Below are 25,753 nucleotides of genomic sequence, written 5' to 3'. Positions count from 1 at the left end.
GAGGCTGTGCCATGAAACGAGCGATTGCGCTTTTGCTGGGCGCGGGCCTCCTTGCCCCGTCCGCCTCCGCTCAGACGATCGATGCCGCCGACTGGCCGCGCTATACTCGCGACATGGGCGGCACGCGCTTTTCCCCGCTGACCCAGATCAACACCGGCAATGTCGGCAGCCTCGCCAGCGCCTGGTCGTTCCAGGTCCGCCCCGAAGGCGGCGGCGCGATCGTCTCCAGCGCGACGCCGATCGCGATCGGTGGCACGCTCTATCTGCCGATCGGCAACGCGATCGTCGCGCTGGACGGCAGCACCGGCAAGCCGCTCTGGCGCCATCCGGTGACCAACGGTCTCGCCCGCCGCGCTGTCTCCTATTGGCCGGGTGACAAGGGCCACGCGCCGCGCATCTTCTACAGCAACGGCCCCAGCCTGTTCGCGCTCGATGCCAGGACCGGCGAGGCAATCGCCAGCTTCGGCAAGAATGGTGCGGTGGCGATGGGCGTGCCCTATAACGGCCCGCCGACCATCTACCAAAACGTCCTGATCGTCGGTGCCAACACGCAGGAGATGCAGGTCGGCCCGCCCGGCAACACGCGCGCCTTCGATGCGATTACCGGGTCGAAGATCTGGGAATTCCATACCGTCGCCCAGCCCGGTGAAGTCGGGCACGAGACCTGGCTCGACGATGGCTGGAAAGGCCGGTCCGGCACGAATGTGTGGATCTGGTACATGACGCTCGATGAGAGGACGGGTACGCTCTACATGCCGGTCGGCGGACCCTCGGCCAATTATTATGGCGGCGACCGCAAGGGTGCGAACCTGTTCGGCAATTCGCTCGTCGCCGTCGATGCGCTGACCGGCAAATATAAATGGCACTTCCAGACGATCCATCACGATCTCTGGGACTCCGATCTCCCCGCCCCGCCGGTTCTGGTCGACCTCAAGGTGAAGGGCCGGACGGTGCATGCGCTCGCCGAGACCGGCAAGCCGGGTTTCATGTATATTCTCGACCGCACCACCGGCAAACCGGTGCATGGTGTCGAGGAAAAGCCGGTCGCGGCTGGCGATCTCCCCGGCGAGTGGTACTCCCCCACCCAGCCGATCCCCGCGATGGAGGATCTGGTCCGCCATAGCTGGACGAGCAACGACATCGTCACCGCCGCTGACACCAACGAGACCCATGCCGCCGCCTGCCGCGCGCTGCTGGCGAGCTATGGCGGCTTCTTCAACAGCGGACCTTTCACGCCCTTCTTCCTTCATCAGGAGGGCGGTCCGGTGAAGGCCTCAATCAATCTGCCCAACAATGGCGGCTCCAATTGGGGCGGCAGCGCGGCGGACCCGAAAAGCGGCCTCGTCTTCATCAATGTGAGCGAGGGCGGCAGCATCGGCTTCGTCGAGAAGCGCAAGGATGGCGCCGACTATGGCCGCGGCACGGAGGGATCGAACCAGCTCTATGATCGCGGGAGCCTCGCCGGCCCGGGCGCCTATTCGACCTTCTCCGCGCCTTACAAGGATCCGGCGACGGGCCGCACGACGACCATGCCCTGCATCCGCCCGCCCTGGGGGCGCCTGATCGCGGTCGATGCGAACAGCGGCAAGATCGCCTGGGCTTCGCGGCTCGGCGTCACCGAGGCGCTCGGCAAGGACAAGGAACTGACCGGCCGCAACAACACGTTCGGCGGGCCGATCGTGACGGCCGGCGGCCTCGTCTTCATCGGCGCGACGGACGATCGCCGCTTCCGGGCTTTCGATGCAACGACCGGCAAGGAGCTATGGAGCCAGACGCTGGACTATGCGCCGCTCTCGGTGCCGATCACCTATCGCGGCAGGGACGGGCGCCAATATATCGCGGTGGTCGCCGCGACACCGACCGACCAGTCGCCACGCACGGCCGACGGCAAGCCGGCGAACGGAGAAGCGCTGATTACCTTCGCCCTGCCACGATAGCCGCCAACAGACGGAGAATCGCCATGCCCTCGCTTTTCAGAACGGTGTTGCTGCCGGTCTCGCTACTGGCGGGCACCGGCGCGATCGCGCAACCCGACACTGCGCCGCCAGCCGTCGCGCCTGCGCCGCCCCATTTCGCCATGCCGGGCATGAACGTCTATCGCCGCTTCGAGCCTGATGTGACCGCGCAGATGGTCAAGTTCTACCATCAGGCGCTGGCGCTGAAATCGCTGCAGCCGATCCAGCTCAATGCCAACCAGCAGATGATCCTGTTCGGCATCGGCCAGGGCCAGATCAAGCTTGCGGCCGGCCTCAAGGAAGGGCGGCAATATCAGATCGGCACCGGCTGGGACAAAGCGGTCGGCATCCGCATGTTCACGCTGCACTTCCCCGACGAGACCGCTTTGAGCGCGCGGTTCAAGGCGGCGGGCTTTGCGCCGCCGGTTTTCAAGCCGATCGGAGGCGGCAGGCGCGGCGCATTGGTCAAGGATCCAGGCGGGTTCGCGCTGGAGCTGATTATCGATGCCAAAGCCCCGCCGGGCGTCGAGGTCGGCATCAATGCTTCGAACCTCGATCGCAGCCGCGCCTTCTATCGCAGCTTCGTCGGCCTCGAGGAATTGCCGCCCGTGCGGGACGCGCTGCTCGGCGTCACCAAATATCCGTTCCGCCATGGCGAAACGACGCTCAATCTCTTCTCGGTCGGCGAGGATCTGCCCGCCGACACGGGCAGCGCCGGCATCCAATATGTCGTCGACAATGTCGATGCGATCAACGCGCGTGCGCTGGCGCAGAAGGTCGCGGTCGAGGAGCCGCTCGGCGGCCTCCCCAATTTCAGCATCCGCTTCGTCTGGCTGAACGACGCGGACGGCGTCACCAATTATTTCGCCCAGCTGAGCCCGCGACCCGCACCGGCGGGACAGTAAGCGCTATTTGGCAGCGGCGCTCAGGACGTAAGCCGCGATATCGTCGACCTGCGCTTGGGTGAATTGCTCGCCGAACGAAGGCATCGCGCCCTGACCGGATGCAACGCGGCTGACGATCAGCGCGTGGGTGAGATGGTCATTATGATCGAGCGCGGGGCCGACTTCGCCCGAAGCCCCGGCGGCGGCGAGCGCGTGGCAGGCGCCGCAGGAAGCACTCTCGAACAGCGCCTTGCCCTTGGCAGGATCGCCCGTCGCCACAGGGGCCGGCGCCGGCGCCGGCGTCGATGTGGGGGTCGCCGCGCTTGCCTTCTGCTGCTGTGCGAGCACAGGGGCCAGCGCCATGGTGAAGACCAGGGATGCCATGCCCAGCCTTATACTTGTCCTTGCCCTGTTCGACATCATGTGTGCGTCCCTCTTCGATGAAAATTCGTTTGATTTCACAACCAATTGCCGTTGCCTCCGGCCAACCGGCGTGGAGAGTCCAGGCATTCATGCCAGCGCCCGCCTGAACGGAAAATGATCGCACTGCAATCGTTCTGGGCTGACCGGAGCCGATCCGGCCGCTATGACGAAGAGACAGGAGACCGTCCATGCCAGATCAAACCGCACCGACCTTTCCCCAGAGCGGCGGCTGCCAGTGCGGCGCGATCCGCTATGAGCTGCGCGAGGCGCCATTCGGCGTCTGGGCCTGCCATTGCAACCTTTGCCGCAAGCAGAGCGGCAGTGCCTTCGGGCTCTCCATGGGCGTGGGCCTCGATACCTTGGTCTTCACGCAGGGCGAGCCGGCGACCTGGACGCGCACTGCCGAGAGCGGCCATGTGCTGGACTGCCTCTTCTGTCCCGACTGCGGATCGCGCCTGATCCACCGCCGCCACGAGCATGGCGGCCGCCAGACGCTCAAGCCCGGCACGCTCGACGATACGAGCTGGGTCGTGCCCGGGCGGCATATCTTCACCGAGTTCGCGCTGGATTGGGTGAAGCCGCTCATTCACGAGGAATAACGGCATCTCGTCTTCGTCGTCATGCCCGCATTCACGGGAATGACGACGCAATTCTACTCCTGCGCCATCTGCGCGCGGTACAGCTCGCCATAAGGCTTGAGCGTCCGCCAGATCAGCAGCAGCGCTATCGGCGCGGCCACCGCGACCGCCGTCACCATGGCATAGCGCAGGTCGTGCTCGGACTTGAACAGATAGTCCGTCATCAGCGCGATGACCGATGGACCGATGCCCGAGCCGAACACGCCCACCGTCACCATGTAGAGCGCGTTGACCTGAGCGCGCAGCTCGTTGGGCGTCACCACCTGCATAGCGGCGAGCTGGGCGGGCGCGGCGGCGATGGTGATGAGGAAGCCCAGGAAGGAGCAGCCGATCGCCAGCTCGAAGCTCGGCATTAGCGGTCCGGCAAGGCCGAGCGGCAGGCCGATCATGTGCGACCAGAGGCTGATCCGCATATTGGCGTCGTAACGCCCGGACTTCGTCATCCGCTCGTTCAGCCAGGCGCCGAAGATCAGGCCGATCGGCGTCAGGATGAAATTGCCGATGCCGACGATCGGCGCGACCTGGCCGGCGGTCAGGCCGTAGGTGCGCTCGTAGAAGGGCATCCGCCACGACCCGATGCCGACCGCCTCGATCTGCAGGATCGCGGAGGCGAGCAGGATCGGGACCAGCACCTTGCCGGACGGGCTGCGGAACAGGAAATGGACCACCTCCCGCAGCGGCACCGATCCCTTGATCTTGCGGCCGTGGCGCGCGGGCTCGTGCGCGAAGGTGGCGAACACCAGCGCGAACAGCACGCCGGGCACGCCGAAGGTCAGGAAGACGAGATGCCAGGTGTGCAACGTGCCGAGCAGCGGCACGGTGATCGCGCCCATCGCCGTGAAGAACAGGATGAGCCCGCCGCCGATGATGTTGGCCAGCGCGTCACCGCCCTGGATCGCCCAGTTGTAGACGGCGAAGGCGCGCGGCGCCTTGTCGCGCGGGAAGAGGTCGGAGATCATCGAGACCGCGCTCGGCCCCTTCACCGCCTCGCCGCCGCCGACCACCATGCGCGCACAATAAAGCTGCGTGAAGTTGGCGGACATCGCGCAGAAGGCGGTGCCCAGGCTCCAGGCGGCGAGCGCGCCGGCGGCGATGAACTTGCGCGGGCCGACGTCGATCCAGCGGGCGATCGGCAGGCCGCAGATGAAATAGGCGCTGGAATAAGCGGCGCCCATCAGCACGCTCATCTGCGTGTCGCTGAGCAGCAGGTCCTTCTTGATCGGCGAGACCAGCAGATAGAAGACCGCGCGGTCGAACTGGCCGAAGACGGTGAAGAGCGCGATCAGGATCATCGTCTTCCAGGCGACCGACGGCGAGGCCCAGGCCGGCTCGGCGCTGGCGGGCGTGGCGATGGCCGTGGCTTCCTCGAGCAGCGCTTCCTCGTAGGAGGCGCCTGCGTCTGCGCTGGAGGCGACGGTGCCGGTCATGGATGGAGCGGGAATGCGGAGGCGAAGCCATTCCCCTCCCGCTTGCGGGAGGGGTGAGGGGTGGGCAAACAACGCTTCAGCGTTGCGCCCCGCCGAGATGTCGCAAGCCCACCCCCGATCCCGCCCGCAAGCGGGAGGGGGGGCAGGCAGCGCATCGCCTGCGCGTCTGTTTCACGCATCGACCATCGCCTCGAATTGCGCGGGGTCGAACCGGTCCTTGAAGCGCGGGTCCATCACCACCGGCGGTGGCGGATAGGCCATGACGGTGGTGCGGCGCATGTCGCGGCGATGATGAATGTCATCATATTCGCCGCCGCGATGCATGGTGCAGAAATTGTCCCAGATCACCAGGTCGCCCGGCTTCCAGTAATGGTTGAAGGTGAATTGCGGCTGCGTCCCGAAGTCCAGCAGCTCCTTGATGAGAGCGCGGCCCTCTTCCTTCGCCATGCCGGTGATGCGCAGCGCGTGGCTGGCGATGTACAGGCTCTTGCGGCCCGAGCCGGGATGCGTGTGGACCAGCTTGTGGCGGGCGATCATCCCGTTCTCCACCTCTTCCTCGGTGACCGGGAAGCCGGCGAGGCTGCGCGAATAGAGGTAACTGTGCTCTGCCTCGAGATGCTCGATCCTGTCCTTCATCGCCTGCGGCAGCGCGCCATAGGCACCGCGCATGTCGGCGAAGCCGGTCTCGCCGCCCTCGGCCGGCACTTCATGGGCGAGCAGCAGCGAATAGGTCGTGCGTTCCTTGGTGAAGCTCGAATCGGTGTGCCAGAGCCGATCGCCCGCGCGGCGCTTGCGCGCCATCTCGTCGGTGCTGATGCCGCCTTCCGGGGTCAGGTTGCCGGCCTCGAACAGGTGCGGATAGTCGAAGCGCGAGAGGCGCGTCCCCTGCCCGCCGATCGTCCAGAGATTGCCGAACATCCGGCTGAACCAGATATGCGTCTGGTCGGTGAGGCCGGTGTTGGGATAGACGCACACGCCATATTCCGCGATAGCCGAGACGATGTCAGCCTCCTGCTCGGGTGTGAGCGGCTGGTTGAGATCGATGCCGGTGATCTCGGCCCCGAAAGTCGGCGTGATCTTCCTGATGTTGAGCGTCGACACTCCACTCTCCTCAATATTTGATCGTGGCCGTGAGGCCCACCGTGCGCGGCCGCAGCGCCGTCCCGTACACCAGCGGGAAATAGGAGCCGTAGGTCGAGCAGCCATTGGTATCACGGCACGACGTGCGCCCGACCAGGTCAGCCTGGCGCAGCGTCTTGTTGCCAAACAGATTATCCGCAAACAGCGAAATGTCCCAGTGCTCGTTGCTCATGCCGACGCGGGCCAGCACGTTGGGAATGGCCGGCGTCGTGAAGCTGTCGGGCGAGTAGCTCAGCACGCCCGGGCCGAGCGTGTTCTTGTACGAGCCGGTATATTGGTAGGAGCCGAACAGATAGGCCTTCCAGCCGTCATTGACCGCGAACTCGTAGCGCGCGCCGAGCGAGCCGGTCCATTCCGGCACTTCCATGAGCTTCATGCCCTTGCCGACGAGGAGCTGGCGCACGCCCTGGGCATTGGGCTCGGTCAGCACGTCCTGGGTGAAGTGCGCGTCGGTATAGCCGAGCGCGAAGTCGATCGAGAAGCCGTTCGCAACCCGCAAGGTACCCTGCAGATCGAAGCCCTGGCTCACCGCCTCGCCGATGTTGGTGGTGAACTGGAAGGCGCAGGTCGGCAGCGTATAGGGCGTCTGCGGCCTGCTCCACTTGACGTAGAAAACGCTGCCCGACAGCTGGAGGCGACGGTCGAACGCGCGGACCTTGGCGCCGGCCTCATAGTTCCACACGCTGTCCGATCCGTAGGTGGACGGCGTGTTGGTGATGCCGAGCGCCGCCAGGTCGTTGGCGCAGACCGTGGGGCTCGCCTGGCCCTGCACGCCGCCGATGCGATAGCCCTTGGCGGCCGTCACATAGAAGAGATCGTCGTCGGTCGCCTGATAGGACAGGCTGATCTTGGGCGTGAACGGCTTTTCGAGCGACCCGCCGCTGATGAGTGTGCCGACGCCGAAAGCGGAATTGTAGAGCAGGCCCCAGGTGCGCTGGTCATATTTGATCTTTTCGTGCGAATAGCGCGCGCCAAGGGTGAGCTTGAGCTTGTCGGTGAAGGCATAGCTCGCCTCGCCGAAGATCGCCGTCGAGGTCTCCTCAAGATTCTGGACAACTTCCTGCTGGATCAGCGAGGCGATGTCGGCGGCCGTGTGGACCGGGAAGAAGGTCTGGCCGATGCCGAAGGTGGCGAGGCGCGCGGCCGAGCGATCGTTGGTGTTGATGCTGGTCGAGACCGTGGTCGCGTTGTTCCAGTAGCCGCCGACGACGAAGCTGATGCCGCTCTCGTCCTGGGGATAGGTGAGGCGCACTTCCTGCGTCTTGGCCTCGCGCCTGGCGTTGAAATCGAACAGGCTCACGATCGGGCCGGCCGCATCGAAGATGAAGGGAGAGTTGACCGACGGGGCATAGCCGACGGTGGACGTCGCGTTGACACCGGAGATGAGCGATGAGGTGAAAGTGCCCTTGCCGGTGTCCTTCAGATAGCTCGACACCGACTTGATGTTGAGCTTGCCGACGTCGAGCTCGAGGGCCAGGTTACCCATATACATTTCGTTCGTGCGGCCGTTGCGCTCGCGCGAGACGGGGCCGCCATAATTGTCGGCCACGTTGGTCGTTTCGAGCGAGTCATAGTCGCCGAGGTTCAGCGCCGGATAGGTATGGGCGGCATGGATCCAGACGCGGCGGCCGACGCTGCCGGGCACGTCGGTGACGATGCCGCTGGTCGTTGGCGGGACATAGCCGACGGGCAGCAGGCCGCCGGTCGCGCCCGAAGTCCAGCGCCCGCCGACCGGCGAGCCGCGACCGAGCGCGGCGGTCGGGCTGCCGACCGGCGCGGCGTCCAGATAGGTGCCGTAAGCCGGCGTCGTATAGGCCGGAATGCTACGGTAGAGCGTGTCGAACGCGTTCTTCTTGTCAAAGGCATAGACGAAGGACGGGTTGATCTTGAGGTCCGTGACCGGCTCGATGGCCAGCGTCGCGCGCAGCAGCCGCTGCTCGCGCCAATTGTCGTCCTTGCTCACCGGATTGGCCGTGTTGCGGCGATCGATATAGTTGATGTAGCCACCGGTGTGGCGCTCGAACGCGGCGATGCGCAGGCCCATCACCTCCTGGATCAGCGGCACGCCGACCGCGACGCCGACTTCATAGCCCGGCTCGCCCTTCTCGACCTGATTGACTTCCGCGCGACCCGAGACGGAGCTGGTCGTCAGGCTCGGCTGTACGCTGATGAAGCGCACCGTGCCGCCCTGGGAGGAGCCGCCGTAAAGCGTGCCCTGCGGCCCCTTGAGCACCTCGACGCGCTGCAGGTCGAAGATCGGCGGGATGAAGGCGCCACCGCCCGAGGCGGAGCCACCGAGCGTGCGCGCCTGCAGCGGCGTGTCGTCGATATAGACGCCGGTCGTCGCCGAGCCGACCTCGGAGCGGACGCCGCGGATGGAGATGTTGGAGGAGCCGGAGGTAACGTCATCGATGCGGAGCGCCGGCACGATGCGGGAGAGGTCGGCAGCGACCTTCACGCCCTGCTGATCGAGCGCTTCCTGCGTCTTGGCGACGATGCTCATCGGCACCTTGCTCAGCAACGTGTCGCCCTGGCGGTTCGCGGTAACAATGATGTCGTCGGTGCCGGGGGTTGCGGCCTGCGGAGCAGTGTTGGCCTGGCCGAAGCCGGGTGTCGCCGTCCAGACCAGCGCGCTGGTCGCCATCAGCACGCGGAACCCTCTCGATGCGGAAACCGCCATATCCACTCTCCCCTTGTTGCCTGTCATTTTTCCCGGATTCTATCGTCCCGGGCGTCGACTGATCGTTGCAAGCGGAATGAATAGAAGCGCGGCTCGTTTTCCTGTCTATTGCAAAGTTGCACAGGGGCCATACCCTGCCCGTATGCCCGGCCAGACGGTCGGAAAGAAAGCGCGGCGAGACCGGTAACAGAGGGTTACGAGGTAGACGCGCGCCTGCGGCGCGATGAGCTCGGCTTAGTAGGCGACTGGCTCCAGATCCAGTCGCACGATGTCGGCGATGCCGTCGCGCGCCTTGGGATAATAGTCCGTCACCAGCGGATCATGGCCCGGCACGATGTGGCGGATCGAACTCGCCAGATCACGCATCCGGTCATAGCCCGCCATCATGTCGGCGACGCTCTCGACCACCGGAAAAGGTCGGTACTGCTCGAAATTGGCATAGAAATGCGCCGCATCCGAGCCGAGCACGACCCAGCCGCGCTGCGTCTTGACGCGCACCACCTGCAGCCCGCGCGTATGCCCGCCGATATGATGCACGGTGAGGCCAGGCTCGATCTCCTCGTCGCCATCGTGGAAAGCGACCTTGCCGGCATACACGCGCCCGACCATCGCCTGCACGTCCTTCGGATCGAAGCTGTGGTTCATGAACGGATGGCACATGCAGCGCCCGGTGCAGAATTCCATCTCGGCGTCCTGCACATGATAAGTGGCATGCGGGAACATGTCGCGATTGCCGGCATGGTCGAAATGCATGTGCGAGATGATGATGTCGGAAATGTCGCCCGGTGCAAGGCCGATGGCGGCCAGCCCCGCCTCGATCGGGCGCACGATCTGGCGATTGCGCTGCTTGCCCATCGCCGCATCGAAGCCGGTGTCGAGCAGATAGGTCTTGCCCGGTCGCTGGATGGCCCAGACATAATAATCGAGCGGCATCGGCCCGTCATGCTCGTCGCCGCCGATGAAGTTGGCAGCCGCATTGCGATCATGATGACCATAGCGGATGGCCGTGATCTCGAAGGTGGATTCACTCAACTGCTATGTTCCTCGTCCAATCTACTGGCTTGGAGAAGAGGCGCCAATGTCGTCCCTACCGCTCCGAGCGGATCTTCACGCCGGCCCATTGCTCCACCACCTTCGCCATGGAGGTAAAGTCCGAGTCCGGACCATAGCTCGCCTGCGTGATGTTGAGCATGGCGCGCGCCGCAGGCCCAACGATCATCGGCACACCCGCCGCTTCCGCCTCGTCGAGGCAGAGCTTCATGTCCTTGAGCGACAGCTGCGTCGCGAAACCGAAATCGAAGCTGCCGGGCAGCACGGCGCGCGGCATCTTGTCGGTGGTCGCGCTGTTCCTGCCGCTCGAGGCATTGAGCACATCCAGCATGACAGCCGGGTCCAGCCCGGCCTTGACGCCCATCGCCATACCCTCGCTGGTCGCGGCCAGCGCGACGACCGAGAGCATGTTGTTAACCAGCTTCATTGTCTGCGCCTGCCCGGCGCCCTCGCCGACGTGGAAGGTCTTGCCGAACAGAGCGAGCAACGGCTGCACCTCGTTCCAGATCGCGAGCGGGCACGCGACCATCAGCGCGAGCTTCGCGCCGAGCGCGCCCGCCCTGCCGCCGCTGACCGGCGCATCGACGAAGCCGATGCCGGCCGCGCCCAGTTCCTGCGCCACGGAGATCGAGGCGCGTGGCCCGGTCGTCGAGAGATCAACGACAATGCGCGGCTTGCCCGGGATGACCTGGCGCGCGACCTCCTGCACGATCGCAGGGGTCGGCAGACTGAGGAAGACGATGTCCGCCTGCGCGCTCAGATCGGCAGCGGAGGCAGCGACGTCCCCCCCGCCTGCCCTGAAGGCATCGACCGCCGCGGCGGACGGATCAAACGCCACCACCTTGTGTCCCGCCGCCAGCAGATGCGGCGCCATGGCACTGCCCATGCTTCCAAGTCCGATAAATCCCAGAACCGTCACGCGCGTCTCATCCTTTCCGTCAGCCATTGGCCAGCCATCCACCCTCGATCGGCACGATGGCGCCATTCATGTCCGGGCCGACCGGCCCGCACAGCATCAGCATGACCTGCGCGACGCTGTCCGGGCTGACGAAGGTGCCGCTCGGCTGCTTGCCGTCGAGAAACAGGGCCTCCGCTTCCGGCCGGCCGATGCCCTTCTGCGCCATCAGGTCCGCGACGCGCTCGTCCCAGATCGGCGTCAGCACCGAGCCGGGGGTGAGCGCGTGACAACTCACCGGGCTGCCCGCCGTCTCCAGCGCGACCGCGCGCGTCAGCCCCTGCAGGGCGGTCTTGGTCGTCACATAGTCGACCCGCTGCACGGTCGCGCGCGATCCATAAACCGACGTCATGTTGAAGATGCGCCCATAGCCCCGCGCACGCATGGCGGGCAGCACAAGCTGGATCGCGATCAAGGCGGCCGAGAGGTTCACGGCCAGCGCCCGGTCCCAGGCCTCCAGCGGAAATTCCTCGACCGGTGCGAAGTGGCGGACCACCGCATTATTGACCAATATGTCGATCGCGCCGCACACCTCCTGTGCTCGCCCCACCAGCGCCCGCAGCGCGTTGCGGTCGGTGAGATCGGCCCGGATATAATGGACCGGCACGCCCGCCTCGGCCGCCAGCGCGGCGCGCTGCGGCTCGGCCGTCTCCGGGGCATCGAGGCTGGTCAGCACGATGCTCGCCCCAGCCCGGGCCAAATGCCGTGCCATCGCATAGCCTAGCCCGCCGACCGAGCCCGTGATCAGCGCTGCGCGCCCGTCGAGCCGTGTGCCGTCAGCCATGCGCCGGCACCAGCAATGCGCTCAGCGCTGAGGCATCAGGCACCGTCTCGATGCCCATCACCATCCCGACGACGCGGCTCGCCTGATCCTCGCTCAGTACGCCGCCGACATTCTCCCTGAACTTGGCCTCAATCGCGGCGTCGCTCATCGGATTTTGCGGCGAGCCATGATTATGTTCCTCAATCTCGGTCCAGCTGCGCCCGTCGCGCGTCACGATCTCGACCACGCCCTTGAACTGCTCCGATCCCGGCATGCCCGGATCGGGCATGAACTCGACCCGGTCGGCCAGCGCCAGGATCACCGGATCGCGCAGCGAGTTTTCGGCATAGGCGTCCTTGCCGATCCGGCCCAGCGCCAGCGCTTCTGCCAGCGTATATTGAATGCTGACGCGGCCGTGAGAATCGGTGTTGGGCCGGCGTTTCTCCTCGACCGGCTCGCACACAATGCTGACGATATAAGGCGCGACCGGCACGGTGATGCGCTCGATCATGTCCGGCGTCAGGCTGTGACGCGCACGCAGGCGCAGCAACGCGTCGATATAGGGATGGATCACATGCGCGACCGGGAAGGGCTTGAACGATGAGGCGCGGCTATCCCAGCGCACACCGAGATCGACGGTCAGCCGATCGAAATTGGGCTCCGGGTCGGCCGCTTGCAGATGCGAGGCGAAGAGGCCGAAGCGTCCCTCGAACACTTCGCTCGGGCCGGTCACGCCATTTTTGCCGAGCGTCGCGGCGATGATGCCCGACTGCGCCGCCCAGCCGGGGTGCAGGAATTTGGACTGGGTGCCGTCCACCCAGCACTGGATCAGTCCCGCGGCGAAGCTGCCGGTGATGCCCGCCGCGCGGCTCATTTGCCCGGCATCCAACCCCAACAGATGTCCCGCCAGCCAGCAGACACCGAACGGCGCAAATAGACCGGACGGATGGAAGCCGCGCTTGTGGAATTGCTGCGGCGTCACGCTGCCGACGCGGCAGGAGAGTTCGTTGCCGATCGCGATCGCAGTGACGATGTCGCGCCCGCTCGCCTTCGTCTCGTCGGCGAGCGCCAATGCGGCGGCGACGGCCGGACTGCTCATGTGCACGATCGATTCATTGTGCGTGTCGTCATATTCCAGCGCCTGCGAACAGGCCCCGTTGACGAAGGCGGCGCCCGCCGCGCTCGCAGTCCCGCCCGTACCCCAAAGCCGCGCCGCCGTGCCCGGCCAGGCGCTGGCCGTTGCACGCACACCCGCGCCGAACGGTGTCTCGCCACCGGCGATCGACAGGCCGATCACGTCGAGAATGCGCAGCCGCGTGCTCGCCACGACGTCGGCCGGGATGTCGTCAAAACCCGTGGACGCCACCCATGCGGACATGGCTTCGGAGGCGCTCGCCAAGATGGATTCCTCTCTAGGGACTCAAAAAGATACCGGTATCAAAATTCTCTTACGGCGCTTTACGCGGCGTGACAAGCCTCACTCATGGCTTTGTAGCCGTTTCGGCGGGCGAGCCTTGCTCCGGCGCACGAGCATGGTAACAGAGCGCGAGGAGTATCAGCTTGCGGTCCAGATCGTCTTCGTCCCGCGGTGGTGGCGGCGTGCGCATGCACGAAGTGGCCGAGCTTGCCGGCGTCTCGCGCATGACCGTCTCGCGGGCGCTCAATCATCCTGAAAAGGTCAAGGAGAAGGTGCGCCAGCGCGTCTTCGATGCCGTGAGCCAGCTTGGCTATGTGCATAACCATCTGGCGCGCAGCCTTTCGTCCAGCAAGTCGAATGTCATCGGGCTGGTGCTGCCCAGCCTCGAAAATTCGATCTTCTCGGCAACGGTGAAGGCCATTTCGGACGTGCTGCGGCCTGCCGGTTTCCAGCTCATGCTCGCCGAAAGCAGCGACGATCCCAAGGATGAGGAGATCGTCATCTCCAACTTCCTGGCCCAGCGCGTCGCGGGACTCGTGCTCCACTCGACGCGTCACAGCCCCGCCGCGATCCGCATGCTGCGCGGCGCCAACGTGCCGGTCGTCGAGAATGGTGACATGCCTGTCGACCCGATCGACATGGTCGTGAGCTATTCGAACCGTGCGGCCGCCAAGGCGATGACGCTGCACCTCGCGCGCATGGGCTACAGCAAGATCGGCTTTGCCAGCCTCGCCAATCCGCGCGCGACCGAGCGGCAGCTCGGCTATCTCGATGCGCTTGCCGAAGCCGGGCTGGCGCCCGATCCCCGCCGCATCGTCAACGTCTCGCGCGGCTTTGGCGGCGGTGCCGAGGCGATCGCGCATATCGAGCATGTCGCGCCTGACACCGACGCGTTGTTCTGCGCCGGCGACGTGCTCGCCGTCGGCGCGCTGCTCGAATGCAACAGGCGCGGCTGGGCCGTGCCCGGCCGACTCGCCATAGCAAGCTTCGACGATCTCGACCTGCTGCGCCACGTCAATCCGGCGATCACGGCGCTGCGCCTGCCCCGCGCCGAAATCGGCCGGCGCAGCGCAGAAATGCTGCTCGCCCGCATCTTCGAGCGCGAGATACCGGTCCAGTCGGTCGATCTGGGCTTCGAGATCGTGCAGCGCGCCAGCAGCTGATTGCGCCCATCAACGCGACGAACCCTTGTCGATGCGGGCGCGATCCGTTACCGGTAACAGATATCAAGGCCGAAAGGGATCAGGATGAAGCTGCAAGGACGCCATGCCGTCGTCACCGGCGCCGCACGCGGCATTGGCGAGGCGATTGCCGCCGCGCTGGCCGCACAGGGCGCGCAAGTCATCTTAGCCGACATCGACGGCGCCGCAGCCGAGCGCGCTGCGCGGGCGATCGGTGGCGGCGCGCGCGCGGTCTCGCTCGACGTGACCGACGGCGCGGCCTGCGAGGCGCTGGCGACGTCGCTCAGCGACACGTCCATTCTCGTCAACAATGCCGGCATCATCCGGCAGGGCCGCATCACCGATCCCGGCGCGCCGGAGATCTGGGCACGCACACTCGCAATCAACGCGGGCGGCGCCTTCAACATGTGCCGGGCCTTCCATTCCCAGCTCGCGGCCACGCGGGGCGCCGTGATCAATCTCGCTTCGATCCGTTCCTTCACCGCCGCGGCAAATGCTGCGGCTTATGCTGCATCAAAGGGCGCCGTGCTGCAGCTCACCAAGGCGCTGGCGGTCGAGTGGGCAGCCGAGGGAATCCGCGTCAATGCGATCGCGCCCGGTTTCATCGAGACGCCGCTGATCCCCGATGATGAGAAGACGCCGCAGCGTGAAGCGATGATCATGGCACGCACGCCAATGAAGCTCATCGGCGATCCCCGGGATGTCGCGGGCGCCGCAGTCTTTCTGGTCTCCGACGAAGCCCGTTATATCACCGGCGCGACCCTCCCGGTCGACGGCGGCTATCTGGCGGGGTGAAACCCTCTTCTAAGCCCCTCCCCTGAAGGCGAAGGGGGAAGGGGTGGGGGCGATGCGCAGCGTCGCTCGCGCAACGATAATTCGGGACCGTCCAACCCCTACCCCCGGATGGCCAGGATCTGACCCTCATATTGCGCGGGATTGATCACCACGTCGATCAGCGCCGCGCGGCCCGCTGCCTGCGCATCCGCGAACGCGGCGGCCAGATCGCCGGCGTCCGTCACGCGCCGCGTCCACCAGCCGAAGCCGGCCGCCACCGCCGCGAAATCCGTGTCCGAGAAGTCCACGCCCGCAGCGGCGAGCTGCCGCCGCTTCTGCTTCGCCCCGATCAGGGTGAGCGAACTGTCGTTGAACACGATCACGATCGGCGTCGCGCCATACTGGATCGCGGTGCCGAGTTCGCCCAGGCACATCATGATGCCGCCATCGCCGGTGAACGCGACGGTCGGCCGGGCCGGATCGACGAGACTCGCCGCGATGGCCGCGGGCAGCGCGAAGCCCATGGTCGAGAGACCGCGCGAGATCAGCGACTGATTGGCCTCGCCGCTCTGCCACAGGTGGAGCACCGGCAGCATATGGGCGCCGGCATCGATGGTGATCCGCGTCTCGGGCGGGAAGGCGGCGCGGGCGGCATCGACGAGCTGCGAGGGCGCGATGCCCTCGCTGGCCGGCGTGCGCGCGGCGGTCCAGAGCCGGTCCTTGGCGGCGGCCAGCTCGGCGGCGGTCCAGGCCCGTACCGGCAGCGCGTCGGCCAGGCTGTCGAGCGTCCTGGCAATGTCCGCGACCAGCAACAGCTCGGGATCGAGCAGGCTGTGCGCATGGGCATGCTCGGACAGCTCCAACGTCGGCGTGCCGCCATAGCGCCAGGGTGACGGCGGCCCTTCCACGGGGTCGAACCCATAGAGGATGATGAGGTCCGCCGCCGTGAGCAACGGTGCCTCCGGCAGCCCATTGGCATAGAGACCAAGACCGAGCGGCGTCCGCTCGGAGACCACGCCCTTGGCCTTGTATGTGGTGAGGACCGGACAGCCAGTCGCCGCGACGAAGCGATTGAGCGCGGCGGCGGCCTCGGGCCGGCGTGCCTGCAGCCCGGCAACGACGACCGGCCGCCGGGCCTCGCCCAGCAGGGTGCGCGCCTGCTCCAGCGCATCGAGATCCAGCGCCGGTCGCGAGTGCGTCGCCGCAACCGACCGTGCATCCGCTGCCGGCCGCCGGATGCGCGATCCCGCGACCTCCAGATAGGCGGGCCCCGGCGGCTGCTCGCTCGCCGCCGCCAGCAGCCGGTCGAGTTCGCCCAGCGCATCGCCGCTGCGCAGATCCGATTGCGCGCGCAGCATCGGCGCCAGCACGGCGCCCTGATCGATCCGCTGGTGGCTGATATAGGCCTGATCGTCCTCATAGCCGTCCGCTATCAGCAGCAGCGCGGCGCGATCGAGATCGGCATAGGCGACACCATTGGCGGCGGCACAAAGGCCCGGCCCGCGCGTGGTCATGGCAACGCCCGACGCGCCGGTCAGCTCGCCCGCGACGCAGGCCATGATCGACGCCGAGGTCTCGGTGCGCGTGAGGACGAAGCGGACGCCCGCCCGGTCGGCTGCGGCAATGAAGTCCAGATTGCACTCGCCGCCGGGCACGCCGAACATGTGCGTGACCCCGCGCCGCGCCAGTTCCTCGACCATGGCATCGGTGACGCTGAGCGATGCCGCGCCGATCTCCGGTCTCGCCGCCATCAGGCCGCCTGCTCCAGCGTCGGCGCGACATCCTCGAGCGTCACCCGGCGCAGGTCACGCGGATAGACCTTGTCGTCGTAGCGCAGGCCACGATGCATCGTGCAGCGATTGTCCCAGATGACCAGGTCGTGGACGGACCAGCGATGCTGATAAACGAAGGCACGCTGCGTCGCGAACTCGGTGAGATCGCGGATCAGCGCCATGGCTTCAGGCGTCGGCATGCCCTGGATGCGGCCGATATGGGCCGAGAGATAGAGCGCCAGTCGACCGCTCTCGGCATGCCGCCGCACCAGCCGCTGGGGCACGGGCGTGCAGCGCGCAATCTCCTCCGGGCTGAACGCCTCGAAACCGAGCTGCATGCGCGAGAAGATGAGCGAATGCTCGGTGACGAGGTCGCGGATCTCCGCCTGCATCTTGACCGGCAGATGCTCCCAGGCGACGCGCGTGTCGATAAACTCGGTCTCGCCGCCCTCGGGCGGGATCACGCGCGCATTCAGCATCGACCAATAGGCCGGCGTCGGCTTGAAACTGCTGTCGCTGTGCCAGAGCAGATTGCCGAGGTTGAACATGCGGCGGCGATCGTCTGCGGCGAGGATCTGGCCGTCCGCGCCCAGGTTTGAGATGTCGTTGATCTGCATGTTCGGCAGCCGCCGGCGCTCCTGGTCGACCAGCGTCGGGGTCGCCTCGATCGTGCCGAACTGCGCCGCGAAGGCCGCCTCTTCTTCATCGGTCAGCGCCTGGCCCGGCAGGACGAGCACGGCATAATGATCCATCGCCGCGCGCAGCTCGTCCATCTGCGCCTGCGTCAGCGGCCGCGAGAGATCGAGACCTTCGGCGCGCGCCCCGAAATAGGGATTGAGCGGCGTCAGCCTGAGGTACTGCGTGGCGGGCGCTGCGGCCGGCTTGCTGGCGGTAGAAACGGACATAAGCTCTCCAGGAGCGCCGCGCGGGTGTGCGGCCATCTATCACTATGCTCATAATGTCCGCCCGTCGCCGGACTTAATCACGAAAGCTGATACCCCATAGTCGACAGCTATTCCTCGTAAGACAGGAAGGCGCGCTAGACCGGACCGGACAAAGGATGAGGAGAAGGACGTGATCGAGACCAAGGGGCCGTGGCGCGCCGAGGATTGGGAGATCTGGCACAAGGACGATCCGTTCGAGGCGATCAACGGCGCCATTTATCGCAACATCCATTTCACGCCGGACGGGATGGAGCTGACCCGCGTCGGCTTCCGCGTCGAGCAGAAGAACTGCAACATGCTCGGCACCGCGCATGGCGGCCTGATCGCCGCGCTGATGGACATCGCCATGGGCCGCAATGCCTGGTCCGTCGCCGAGCGTCCCGCGCCGACCATCAACATGACCGTCGATTTCATCCGCGCCGCGCAGGTCGGCGAATGGCTGGAAAGCCGCTGCCGGGTGATCCGCAAATCGCGACGCTTCGTCTTCTGCGACGGGCTGCTGCTCGGCGACAAGGGCGTCATCGCGCGCGGCAATGGCGTGTTCGCGATTCCGGACGCGCCGGGGTGACTCTAACTCAGCCCCTCCCCTTCAGGGGAGGGGTTGGGGTGGGGCTGAACGGTCCCGCATGATCGCAGCGCGAGCGATGCTGCGCATCGCCCCCACCCCTTCCCCTCCCCTGAAGGGGAGGGGCTAGAGCTCAAGGCCGCTTCCAGGTCTGCACCGCTGCCTCATCCATCCCGATGCCGGTCACGCCGATCACGCGCGCAATCATCATATAGTAACCGACGATCAGCACGACCTCCATCACCTGCGCGTCCGAGAAATGCGCCCGCATACCCGCCAGGGTCTCGTCGGCCGGCGTGATGTCCAGCACCGTCTCGGTCACGAACTGCGCCAGCGCCCGTTCGGCTTCGTCCAGCACGCCGAAGTCCCCGGTCCGCATCGCATCGCACTTGGTATTGGACAGGCCGGCGGTCCGGCCGAGCGGCAGGTGGTGATACAACTCATAGTCGGAGTTGGAGAGATAGGCGACACGCAGGACCAACAACTCGCGGTGCTGATCGCTGATCGTTGTGTCGACCACGGCCGAGCGCCCCAGCGCGCGCTGCCCGCGCCAGAAGGGATCGGGGGCGACCATCAGAATCTTCATGATGTTCAGCATCGGGCTCATCCGGGTGAGGATGTCCCGCTTCTCGTCGGAAAGCATTTCGGGATCGGGATAGGGGATGCGCGGCTTGACGGGCGTCGGAGCGATTTGATCGGTCATGGCTTATCTTCTTGTCCCCCGCGCGCAAGTCAATCGGACCCGCCCTCCCCGGCATTCATATTGCGCATCCACTATGCGCTTTGAGTCGCGTGTCGCCAGACTGATTTGTGATACCGGTAACCAAAATCATGAGGAGAGGTTATGGCAAAGGTCATCATCAGTTGCGCCAGCACCGGCAGCATGCACACGCCGACCATGTCGCCCTTCCTGCCGATTACGCCACAGGAGATCGCCGAGCAGTCGATCGCGGCCGCCAAGGCGGGCGCCGCGATCCTGCATCTCCACGCGCGCGATCCGATCGACGGCCGCCCGACGGCGCTGCCAGAAGTCTTCATGCAGTTCCTGCCGCAGATCCACGCCGCGACCGACGCGGTGATCAACATCAGCACCGGCGGTGGCCCGGGCATGTCGATGGAGGACCGCCTCAAGGCAGCCGTCGCGGTGAGCCCCGAGCTTTGCTCGCTCAACATGGGCACGGTCAATCCCGCCCTCTACCCGCTCGCGCCGCGCTACGAGCCCTATCGCTTCGAGTGGGAGCGGCCTTTCCTGGAGGGGATGGAGGACATCATCTCCAAGAATACCCATCGCGACATCCGCAACATCATCGAGACGCTCGGCCCCGGCGGTACGCGGTTTGAGATGGAGTGCTACGAGATTGGCCATCTTTATAACGTCGCGAGCTTCGCCGACCGGGGGCTCTTGAAGCCGCCTTTCCTCATCCAGTCCGTCCTCGGCGTGCCCGGCGCGATGAGCGCCCATCCCGAGAGCGTCTATTATATGCGCACCACCGCCGACCGGCTGTTCGGCAAGGATTATGTCTGGTCGCTGTTTGGCGCCGGCCGCCACCAGATGCCGACTTGCACGATGGGCGCGATCATGGGCTCGTCGGTGCGCGTGGGTCTGGAGGACAGCCTGTTCATCTCGAAAGGCCAGCTCGCCAACAGCAATGCCGAGCAGGTGCTCAAGATCCGCCGCATCCTCGACGAACTGGGGCTGGACATCGCCACCCCTGCCGAGGCGCGCGAGATGCTGGGACTGAAAGGGCGGGACAACGTCAATCTGTAGCACGACTTCATCCCCCTCCCTTTCAAGGGAGGGGCTAGGGGTGGGTGCGAGCGAAGCGAGGTCGTCGACGTCCAGATCGCTGCGCGACACCCACCCCCGTCCCCTCCCTTGAAAGGGAGGGATGATCAAGGTGCGCGCAACGAGGCTATGCATTTCCTCCAGCCTCCGCCAGTATGTCATGCACCACAAGCATAGTGCCTGGGAGAGCCTGTGAAGCTTCAGCAGCTCCGTTATGTCGTCGAGATCGTCCGGCGCGGCAATCACCTGTCCGCCGCAGCCGAGGCGCTCAACACCTCGCAGCCGGGTGTCAGCCGCCAGATCCAGCTTCTGGAGCTGGAGCTGGGCTTCGAGATCTTCGTACGCACGCGCAACCGCATCATCGGCCTTACTGAGCCGGGCGAGATCGTCTTCACCATCGCGCAGCGCGTCGCGACGGATATCGCCGCGCTCAAGCGCCTCAAGAGCGACATGACCTCCGGCAACAGCGGCGTCTTCACGATCGGCACCACCCATTTTCAGGCGCGCTACACGCTGCCGCGCGTCGTCGAGCAGTTCGTCAAGCGCTATCCCGACGTGCGGCTGGAGCTGCGCCAGGGTGATCCCGAGGAAATCCGCCAGATGGTCGAGGCCGGCGACGTCGACTTCGCGATCGGTACGGAGACCAACCGCGATTTCCCTAATCTCGTGAAGCTCGACTGCTTCGAGGTGCGCCGCATGGTCGTGGCGCCCAGGGGCCACCCGATCCTTACCGTGCCCGAGCTGACCCTGGCCGAAATCGCGAAATATCCGATCATCACCTATGACGCGCGCTACTCCGGCCGCTGGAAGGTGATGAAGGCGTTCCACGACGCCGGCGTCGAGCCGCATGTCATCATGAGCGGCATCGATGCGGACGTTTGCAAATCCTATGTCGGCCTCGGCCTCGGCATCGGCATCCTCGCCACCATGGCCTTTGATCCCGAGCGCGACGAGGGCGTGGCGATCCGCGAGCTCGGCGATCTCATGCCGCCCAGCACCGTCCAGATCGCCCTGCGCCCCAACACCTATCTGCGCCCCTTCCAGCTCGAATTCATCCGCGCCATCGCCCCGCACCTGACGCCGGTCAGCGTGCGCCAGGCAGTGCAGACCTTCCAGAATTCACGGACGGCGGCGGATTAGAATTTGCCCCGCAAGCCCCTGCGACATGCCGAATGACCAGTCATTGCGACCCACAGCCGACAGCATCGGAGGCCGGAAGAAGTCCAGCTCTGAGGCCGAGCGTTGCGGCGATCATCCACGACGACCATGGCCGATTGCTCCTTCAGGAAAAGGCATTGGACGAAGGATGGAGCCTGCCCGCCGGCGGGATCGAAATCGGCGAAACACCGCGAGAAGCCGTCATTCGCGAAGTGCTGGAAGAAACCGGTTGGGATGTCGTGGTGTCGCATATCGTGGACGTCTTTGGCGGCCACGACTTCCGCTACACTTATCCCGACGGGCATCACGTGGAATATGTCGTCATCCTGTTCAGATGCGATATAGTTGGCGGGGATGGTATTCCCCGCGACGAAGAAACCAGAACCACGAGATATTTCTCACGGGACGAGATGCCCGAGTTGGCACTGCCCTATCCGCTCTCGGCATTGTTCGATGCCAGAAGCCCAGGCTGATTTCAGATGTAACCATTCTGTGCCCAATGCGGATCGGGCCATTCGACAGCGTCTTATCGGCGATCACATGCGAGGGCATGCGTCATGGAGTTGCATAACTCGGAGCACTACAACGAAATTGCCGGAGCGCTAAGACTACGCGCGCGTCATTCCGGCGATCTGGATCTCGCGCGACGTTTGCGCGAAGCGGCGATCAAACATGAGCGCCATGCGCGACGATTGGAGTGGCTCGAAGCCGGCAAGCTGTGAGCGAGATGCCGGCTGACGAACGTCCCGATGCAATTCGCGCAGCGCCCTAGACCGCGACCACGCCGCCATCGATCGAGACCAAAGTCCCCGTCACATAAGAGGACGCATCCGACGCCAGCCAGACCACCGCGCCGGCCATTTCGTCCGGCTCTGAGACACGGGCCATAGGGACGGATGCCCCACCGGTCTTGCTCGGCAGCGCCATGCGGCCCGCGCGCATCGAGGCGAGCAGGCCGGTATTGACCGGGCCGGGCGCGATGGCGTTCACGCGGATGCCCTGGTCAGCCAGCTCCAGCGCGACCGACTTGGTGAGGCCCGCCACCGCATGCTTGCTCGCCGCATAGGGTGCGCAGAAAGCGAGGCCGTTGATCGCCGCGGTCGAGGCGAGATTGATGATCGAGCCCTTGCCGCCCTTGAGCATGTGCGGCACCTGATATTTCATGCCGAACATCGCGCCGCGCACGTTGATCGCGAACAGCATGTCGAACTGCTCGGCCGTCTGGTCCTGGATCGCGCCGGGCCAGCCGGGGATGCCGGCATTGTTCATCGCCACGTCGAGCCCGCCGAGGCGCTTGACCGCTTCCTCGACGGCGGCGGCGACCTGCTCCTCCCTGGTCACGTCGACCGCGACATAGCTAACCTTGGTCCCGCTCTTGGCGGCAATCTCGGCGGCGAGGTCCCCGCCCTTGCCCGGATCGATACCGCCGATGACGAGGTCCGCTCCGGCGTTGGCAATGGCTCGCGCACAGGCCAGGCCGATGCCCGAATCCGCGCCGATCACCATCGCCTTGCGGCCGGCGAGAGAGAAGCTGATGTCGCCCACGGTCCTTGCTCCTGAACATTGTCGTTAGGCGTCATGCTTAGCATTGCGGCCGCATCCCTGTCAGGCCGGTTCGACATGCAGCATGACGATTGGCGATACTTCGCCGCGCAGGCATGATTTCGAAAGATGTGCCGGTTCGGGCAAGCAGGAACGCCGCATGCCTTTATGATCATCCCGGAGGCGCAAACCGCATAAGCCGCGCATCTAGGATGAAACGACGACCGGGAGAGACGCGATGGACGCAATGGACGAGGGACTCTCGAATCTGGGCTCGCATTTGGGCGCGACGCGCCGCGACCTCATGGCGGCGATAGCGGCCCTGCCCGCCGCGCTGGCCCTGCCGGGCGCGCTGAGGGCAGCAACCACGCCGCTGCCCGCCAGCATCAAGCTCCTCTCCATCGTCGCGCGCAGGGAGGCGCTCAGCCAGGACAAGTTCCGCCAGCACTGGCTCGGCATTCACGGACCGATGGCGCGCGAGGTGCCCGGCCTCAACGGCTTCATCCTCTCCGAGGCGGTGGGCGACAGCGCCGCCCCGGCGCCCGGCGCCAACTACGCCAGCCGGTTCGATGGCATCGCCCATATCTGGTACCCGAGCCGGGACGCGATGCGTGACGGCATGGCGACGCCCGGCAGCCGCGCCTGGATCGCCGATGGCGACCTGTTCATCGATCGCGCTGCCTCGCGCGGCTATTTCGTCAGCGAGCAGGTCGTGGTGCCGCCGCCGCGCGGCGAGGGCGGCCTCAAGCACACCGCGCTGCTGGTCCGCAAGGCCGGCACGACGCACGAGCAGTTCATGGCGCACTGGGCCGGCCGGCATGCCGAGCTGGCGCGCGGTGTCCCCGGCCTGGTCGGCTGCGTGTTCAACCATATCGAGACCGGGATGGGCGCCCAGAACCCCTGGGCGGAGATCGACGGCATCGCCGAAATCTGGTGGGACAGCGGGGCGGTCAACATGGGCGGTCGCGTCGACTCGCCGCAGGCGACCGCCTGGCTCGCCGACGGCGATCTCTTCATCGATCGCGCCAGGAGCCGCAACATCGTCAGCCTCGAACACGCGATGATCGATCCGCCCGCTGTGCACGGCTGAGGCCGCATGAAGACGGACGGGAGCATCGCATGAAGAGGTACCCGCCTTGGTGAACAAGCTCTACGAGACGCCAGCCGCGGCGCTCGCCGGCCTGCTGTTCGACGGGATGACGATCATGTCCGGCGGCTTCGGCCTCTCCGGCAATCCCGAGAGCCTTATTCCGGAAGTGCGCGACGCGGGCGTCAGGGATTTGACCTTCATCTCGAACAATTGCGGCGCGGACGGCTTCGGCCTGTGGATGCTGCTTGCCAACGGGCAGATCCGCAAGATGATCAGCTCCTATGTCGGCGAGAACAAGCTGTTCGAGCAGCTCTATCTGGACGGCAAGCTGGAACTGGAACTGAACCCGCAGGGCACGCTCGCCGAGCGCATCCGCGCGGGGGGCGCCGGCATCCCGGCCTTCTACACCAAGACGGGCGTCGGTACGGTCGTGGCGCAGGGCAAGCCGGTCGAGATGTTCGAGGGACTGGACTATGTCCGCGAGACCTGGCTGCGCGCCGACCTGTCGATCGTGAAGGCATGGAAGGCCGATCCCTCCGGCAATCTCGTCTTCCGCAAGACCGCGCGCAATTTCAATCCGGTGATGGCGACGGCGGGCAGCGTGACCGTTGCGGAGGTCGAGGAGATCGTCCCCCTCGGCGCGCTCGACCCCGACCATGTCCACACGCCCGGCATCTATGTCGACCGGATCGTGCGCACGACGATCAACGAGAAACGGGTGGAGCACCGAACGACGCGGGCGCGGCCGAACTAGGTTAGGTTCAGTGCGCCTGCCAAGGCAGGAGCACGAATTGTTCGCAGTCGCTAGGCCCGCGTGGACAAATTCCCGTTTCAATGACTGTCCGGTCTTACGCGCTGACACTCGACGCCCTATGGCTGAAAAGTCGCGGTGAACGGCCATTAGCCCCTCCTCTTCAGAGGAGGGGTTGGGGTGGTGCTGGACAGTTCGCCTGATCGCCGAGCGAGCGATGCTGGCGCATCGCCACCACCCCCTACCCCTCCTCTGAAGAGGAGGGGCTGGTGACGGCAATGGCGTCGCGCCCTGACTATCGAGTTCGGAAGAAAATTCCGGACAGCCGTCGTTCTAGGGCGGATCGACATTCAGGTCAGATCGAGTCGGAGTCGAAGACGACCGCAGGGCAAAATGGTGCTTTTGCGTGACCCGGAGCGCAGCGTACTTATGGTACGTGAGCACCGGAAGCACGCGAAAGTGCCGTTTGCAGGCCGATATGGGCTGAATGTCGATCCGCCCTAATTTGTCCACGCCGCTTAGGCCCCCAGCCGCTCCAGCCACGCCCTGGCCTGCTTCGGCTCGCCGACGGCATGCGACGAGACCTTGCCCCGCGCCGCCATGAACGCGCGGTGCAGCTCGAACGGCGGCATGGCCAGCGTCTCGCGCAGATCGTCGATCGCTCCGGCGATCTCGGTCAAGGTCTCTATGGCCGGCGCCGCGTTGGCGCGCGTCCGTTTGTCCTGACCGTGATCGAACAGACCCCAAACGCCGGATGCCGTCACCTTCAGCGCCTCGATCAGCGCCGCGCGATACTCTTCCTCCAGTTCGGCGCGCCGGATGTCCATGCGTTCGAGGCGGTCTGCTCTGGCCATGCAG

General features: G+C 65.8%; 25 protein-coding genes. 12 read left to right on the top strand and 13 right to left on the bottom strand.

Annotated features, from left to right (window positions below; translation table 11 throughout):
• Window positions 1-11 precede the first annotated feature (11 nt).
• Together KK488_RS12770 and KK488_RS12765 are read left to right on the top strand one after the other, a co-directional pair.
• Entirely contained in the window at window positions 12-1,937 is a 1,926-nt protein-coding gene (locus KK488_RS12770) for an outer membrane protein assembly factor BamB family protein (protein WP_214624075.1), read from the top strand.
• Between the two features lie 23 nt (window positions 1,938-1,960).
• A complete protein-coding gene (locus KK488_RS12765) occupies window positions 1,961-2,860 on the top strand; it encodes a VOC family protein (protein WP_214624074.1) in 900 nt (299 codons plus the stop codon).
• 3 nt (window positions 2,861-2,863) lie between these two features.
• Here the strand turns inward: KK488_RS12765 and KK488_RS12760 are convergent, their stop codons facing one another.
• Complete coding sequence (locus KK488_RS12760; protein WP_214624073.1) at window positions 2,864-3,223, bottom strand: c-type cytochrome; 360 nt, start codon at window positions 3,221-3,223, stop codon at window positions 2,864-2,866.
• 227 nt (window positions 3,224-3,450) lie between these two features.
• Between KK488_RS12760 and KK488_RS12755 the strand changes: the two genes are divergently transcribed.
• Window positions 3,451-3,861: a GFA family protein gene (locus KK488_RS12755; protein WP_214624072.1), complete on the top strand. Its 411-nt coding sequence runs from the start codon at window positions 3,451-3,453 to the stop codon at window positions 3,859-3,861.
• Between the two features lie 53 nt (window positions 3,862-3,914).
• On the opposite strand, the gene KK488_RS12750 is transcribed toward KK488_RS12755, so the two are convergent.
• The 7 genes from KK488_RS12750 to KK488_RS12720 form a co-directional block, all read right to left on the bottom strand.
• Window positions 3,915-5,327: an MFS transporter gene (locus KK488_RS12750; protein WP_214624071.1), complete on the bottom strand. Its 1,413-nt coding sequence runs from the start codon at window positions 5,325-5,327 to the stop codon at window positions 3,915-3,917.
• 171 nt (window positions 5,328-5,498) lie between these two features.
• On the bottom strand, window positions 5,499-6,428 hold the full coding sequence (locus KK488_RS12745) for a TauD/TfdA dioxygenase family protein (RefSeq protein ID WP_214624070.1): 930 nt from the start codon (window positions 6,426-6,428) through the stop codon (window positions 5,499-5,501).
• 10 nt (window positions 6,429-6,438) lie between these two features.
• A complete protein-coding gene (locus tag KK488_RS12740; RefSeq protein WP_214624069.1) occupies window positions 6,439-9,147 on the bottom strand; it encodes a TonB-dependent receptor in 2,709 nt (902 codons plus the stop codon).
• Between the two features lie 234 nt (window positions 9,148-9,381).
• Complete coding sequence (locus KK488_RS12735; RefSeq protein WP_250890376.1) at window positions 9,382-10,179, bottom strand: N-acyl homoserine lactonase family protein; 798 nt, start codon at window positions 10,177-10,179, stop codon at window positions 9,382-9,384.
• A 55-nt stretch (window positions 10,180-10,234) separates the two neighbouring features.
• A complete protein-coding gene (locus tag KK488_RS12730) occupies window positions 10,235-11,143 on the bottom strand; it encodes an NAD(P)-dependent oxidoreductase (protein ID WP_214624068.1) in 909 nt (302 codons plus the stop codon).
• Window positions 11,136-11,936: an SDR family NAD(P)-dependent oxidoreductase gene (locus tag KK488_RS12725; RefSeq protein WP_214624067.1), complete on the bottom strand. Its 801-nt coding sequence runs from the start codon at window positions 11,934-11,936 to the stop codon at window positions 11,136-11,138. The genes KK488_RS12730 and KK488_RS12725 overlap by 8 nt, the downstream gene beginning before the upstream one ends.
• On the bottom strand, window positions 11,929-13,293 hold the full coding sequence (locus KK488_RS12720; RefSeq protein WP_214624066.1) for an MmgE/PrpD family protein: 1,365 nt from the start codon (window positions 13,291-13,293) through the stop codon (window positions 11,929-11,931). Before KK488_RS12720 ends, KK488_RS12725 begins: the two co-directional genes overlap by 8 nt.
• A gap of 182 nt (window positions 13,294-13,475) precedes the next feature.
• Between KK488_RS12720 and KK488_RS12715 the strand changes: the two genes are divergently transcribed.
• Window positions 13,476-14,495, top strand: a complete 1,020-nt coding sequence (locus KK488_RS12715) for a LacI family DNA-binding transcriptional regulator (protein WP_250890374.1) — start codon at window positions 13,476-13,478, stop codon at window positions 14,493-14,495.
• A gap of 84 nt (window positions 14,496-14,579) precedes the next feature.
• Complete coding sequence (locus tag KK488_RS12710; RefSeq protein ID WP_214624065.1) at window positions 14,580-15,308, top strand: SDR family NAD(P)-dependent oxidoreductase; 729 nt, start codon at window positions 14,580-14,582, stop codon at window positions 15,306-15,308.
• Window positions 15,309-15,406: 98 nt separating this feature from the next.
• On the opposite strand, the gene KK488_RS12705 is transcribed toward KK488_RS12710, so the two are convergent.
• On the bottom strand, window positions 15,407-17,038 hold the full coding sequence (locus KK488_RS12705) for a thiamine pyrophosphate-binding protein (RefSeq protein ID WP_214624064.1): 1,632 nt from the start codon (window positions 17,036-17,038) through the stop codon (window positions 15,407-15,409).
• Window positions 17,038-17,964: a TauD/TfdA dioxygenase family protein gene (locus tag KK488_RS12700; protein ID WP_214624063.1), complete on the bottom strand. Its 927-nt coding sequence runs from the start codon at window positions 17,962-17,964 to the stop codon at window positions 17,038-17,040. Before KK488_RS12700 ends, KK488_RS12705 begins: the two co-directional genes overlap by 1 nt.
• A gap of 169 nt (window positions 17,965-18,133) precedes the next feature.
• Between KK488_RS12700 and KK488_RS21390 the strand changes: the two genes are divergently transcribed.
• Entirely contained in the window at window positions 18,134-18,571 is a 438-nt protein-coding gene (locus KK488_RS21390) for a PaaI family thioesterase (protein ID WP_214624062.1), read from the top strand.
• 130 nt (window positions 18,572-18,701) lie between these two features.
• Here the strand turns inward: KK488_RS21390 and KK488_RS12690 are convergent, their stop codons facing one another.
• Window positions 18,702-19,271: a carboxymuconolactone decarboxylase family protein gene (locus tag KK488_RS12690; RefSeq protein WP_214624061.1), complete on the bottom strand. Its 570-nt coding sequence runs from the start codon at window positions 19,269-19,271 to the stop codon at window positions 18,702-18,704.
• Window positions 19,272-19,412: 141 nt separating this feature from the next.
• On the opposite strand from KK488_RS12690, the gene kce reads away from it, so the two are divergent.
• From kce to KK488_RS12670, 4 genes are all read left to right on the top strand, one after another.
• Window positions 19,413-20,336 carry a 3,5-dioxohexanoate:acetyl-CoA acetone transferase gene (gene kce / locus KK488_RS12685; protein ID WP_214624060.1) on the top strand — a complete coding sequence of 308 codons (924 nt, stop codon included), beginning with the start codon at window positions 19,413-19,415 and terminating at the stop codon, window positions 20,334-20,336.
• A 210-nt stretch (window positions 20,337-20,546) separates the two neighbouring features.
• On the top strand, window positions 20,547-21,494 hold the full coding sequence (locus KK488_RS12680) for a LysR substrate-binding domain-containing protein (protein ID WP_214624059.1): 948 nt from the start codon (window positions 20,547-20,549) through the stop codon (window positions 21,492-21,494).
• A gap of 32 nt (window positions 21,495-21,526) precedes the next feature.
• A complete protein-coding gene (locus tag KK488_RS12675; protein WP_214624058.1) occupies window positions 21,527-21,985 on the top strand; it encodes an NUDIX domain-containing protein in 459 nt (152 codons plus the stop codon).
• 84 nt (window positions 21,986-22,069) lie between these two features.
• On the top strand, window positions 22,070-22,234 hold the full coding sequence (locus KK488_RS12670; RefSeq protein WP_214624057.1) for a hypothetical protein: 165 nt from the start codon (window positions 22,070-22,072) through the stop codon (window positions 22,232-22,234).
• Window positions 22,235-22,280: 46 nt separating this feature from the next.
• Here the strand turns inward: KK488_RS12670 and KK488_RS12665 are convergent, their stop codons facing one another.
• A complete protein-coding gene (locus tag KK488_RS12665) occupies window positions 22,281-23,057 on the bottom strand; it encodes an SDR family NAD(P)-dependent oxidoreductase (protein ID WP_214624056.1) in 777 nt (258 codons plus the stop codon).
• 235 nt (window positions 23,058-23,292) lie between these two features.
• Here KK488_RS12665 and KK488_RS12660 point away from each other — a divergent pair, with 235 nt between their 5' ends.
• Together KK488_RS12660 and KK488_RS12655 are read left to right on the top strand one after the other, a co-directional pair.
• The gene (locus KK488_RS12660) at window positions 23,293-24,144 is read left to right on the top strand and encodes an EthD domain-containing protein (RefSeq protein WP_214624055.1); all 852 of its coding nucleotides are present in this window, start codon (window positions 23,293-23,295) and stop codon (window positions 24,142-24,144) included.
• A gap of 46 nt (window positions 24,145-24,190) precedes the next feature.
• Window positions 24,191-24,898 (top strand): CoA transferase subunit A, encoded by a 708-nt coding sequence (locus tag KK488_RS12655; RefSeq protein WP_214624054.1) that lies wholly within the window; start codon window positions 24,191-24,193, stop codon window positions 24,896-24,898.
• Between the two features lie 515 nt (window positions 24,899-25,413).
• Here KK488_RS12655 and KK488_RS12650 read toward each other — a convergent pair.
• Window positions 25,414-25,749, bottom strand: coding sequence for a hypothetical protein (locus KK488_RS12650; protein ID WP_214624053.1), 336 nt, complete (start codon window positions 25,747-25,749; stop codon window positions 25,414-25,416).
• Between the last annotated feature and the right edge of the window lie 4 nt (window positions 25,750-25,753).

This window comes from Sphingobium nicotianae, assembly GCF_018603885.1.
Lineage (GTDB): Bacteria > Pseudomonadota > Alphaproteobacteria > Sphingomonadales > Sphingomonadaceae > Sphingobium > Sphingobium nicotianae.
This window is presented reverse-complemented; position numbering and strand designations above follow the sequence as displayed.

Excerpts from the sequence above, each read along its gene's own strand:
- KK488_RS12770 (WP_214624075.1), top strand. The coding sequence starts at position 12 with ATGAAACGAGCGATTGCGCTTTTGCTGGGCGCGGGCCTCCTTGCCCCG.
- KK488_RS12765 (WP_214624074.1), top strand. The coding sequence starts at position 1,961 with ATGCCCTCGCTTTTCAGAACGGTGTTGCTGCCGGTCTCGCTACTGGCG.
- KK488_RS12760 (WP_214624073.1), bottom strand. The coding sequence starts at position 3,223 with ATGGCATCCCTGGTCTTCACCATGGCGCTGGCCCCTGTGCTCGCACAG.
- KK488_RS12755 (WP_214624072.1), top strand. The coding sequence starts at position 3,451 with ATGCCAGATCAAACCGCACCGACCTTTCCCCAGAGCGGCGGCTGCCAG.
- KK488_RS12750 (WP_214624071.1), bottom strand. The coding sequence starts at position 5,327 with ATGACCGGCACCGTCGCCTCCAGCGCAGACGCAGGCGCCTCCTACGAG.
- KK488_RS12740 (WP_214624069.1), bottom strand. The coding sequence starts at position 9,147 with ATGGCGGTTTCCGCATCGAGAGGGTTCCGCGTGCTGATGGCGACCAGC.
- KK488_RS12730 (WP_214624068.1), bottom strand. The coding sequence starts at position 11,143 with ATGGCTGACGGAAAGGATGAGACGCGCGTGACGGTTCTGGGATTTATC.
- KK488_RS12725 (WP_214624067.1), bottom strand. The coding sequence starts at position 11,936 with ATGGCTGACGGCACACGGCTCGACGGGCGCGCAGCGCTGATCACGGGC.
- KK488_RS12720 (WP_214624066.1), bottom strand. The coding sequence starts at position 13,293 with ATGTCCGCATGGGTGGCGTCCACGGGTTTTGACGACATCCCGGCCGAC.
- KK488_RS12710 (WP_214624065.1), top strand. The coding sequence starts at position 14,580 with ATGAAGCTGCAAGGACGCCATGCCGTCGTCACCGGCGCCGCACGCGGC.
- KK488_RS12705 (WP_214624064.1), bottom strand. The coding sequence starts at position 17,038 with ATGGCGGCGAGACCGGAGATCGGCGCGGCATCGCTCAGCGTCACCGAT.
- KK488_RS12700 (WP_214624063.1), bottom strand. The coding sequence starts at position 17,964 with ATGTCCGTTTCTACCGCCAGCAAGCCGGCCGCAGCGCCCGCCACGCAG.
- KK488_RS12690 (WP_214624061.1), bottom strand. The coding sequence starts at position 19,271 with ATGACCGATCAAATCGCTCCGACGCCCGTCAAGCCGCGCATCCCCTAT.
- kce (WP_214624060.1), top strand. The coding sequence starts at position 19,413 with ATGGCAAAGGTCATCATCAGTTGCGCCAGCACCGGCAGCATGCACACG.
- KK488_RS12675 (WP_214624058.1), top strand. The coding sequence starts at position 21,527 with ATGACCAGTCATTGCGACCCACAGCCGACAGCATCGGAGGCCGGAAGA.
- KK488_RS12670 (WP_214624057.1), top strand. The coding sequence starts at position 22,070 with ATGGAGTTGCATAACTCGGAGCACTACAACGAAATTGCCGGAGCGCTA.
- KK488_RS12660 (WP_214624055.1), top strand. The coding sequence starts at position 23,293 with ATGGACGCAATGGACGAGGGACTCTCGAATCTGGGCTCGCATTTGGGC.
- KK488_RS12650 (WP_214624053.1), bottom strand. The coding sequence starts at position 25,749 with ATGGCCAGAGCAGACCGCCTCGAACGCATGGACATCCGGCGCGCCGAA.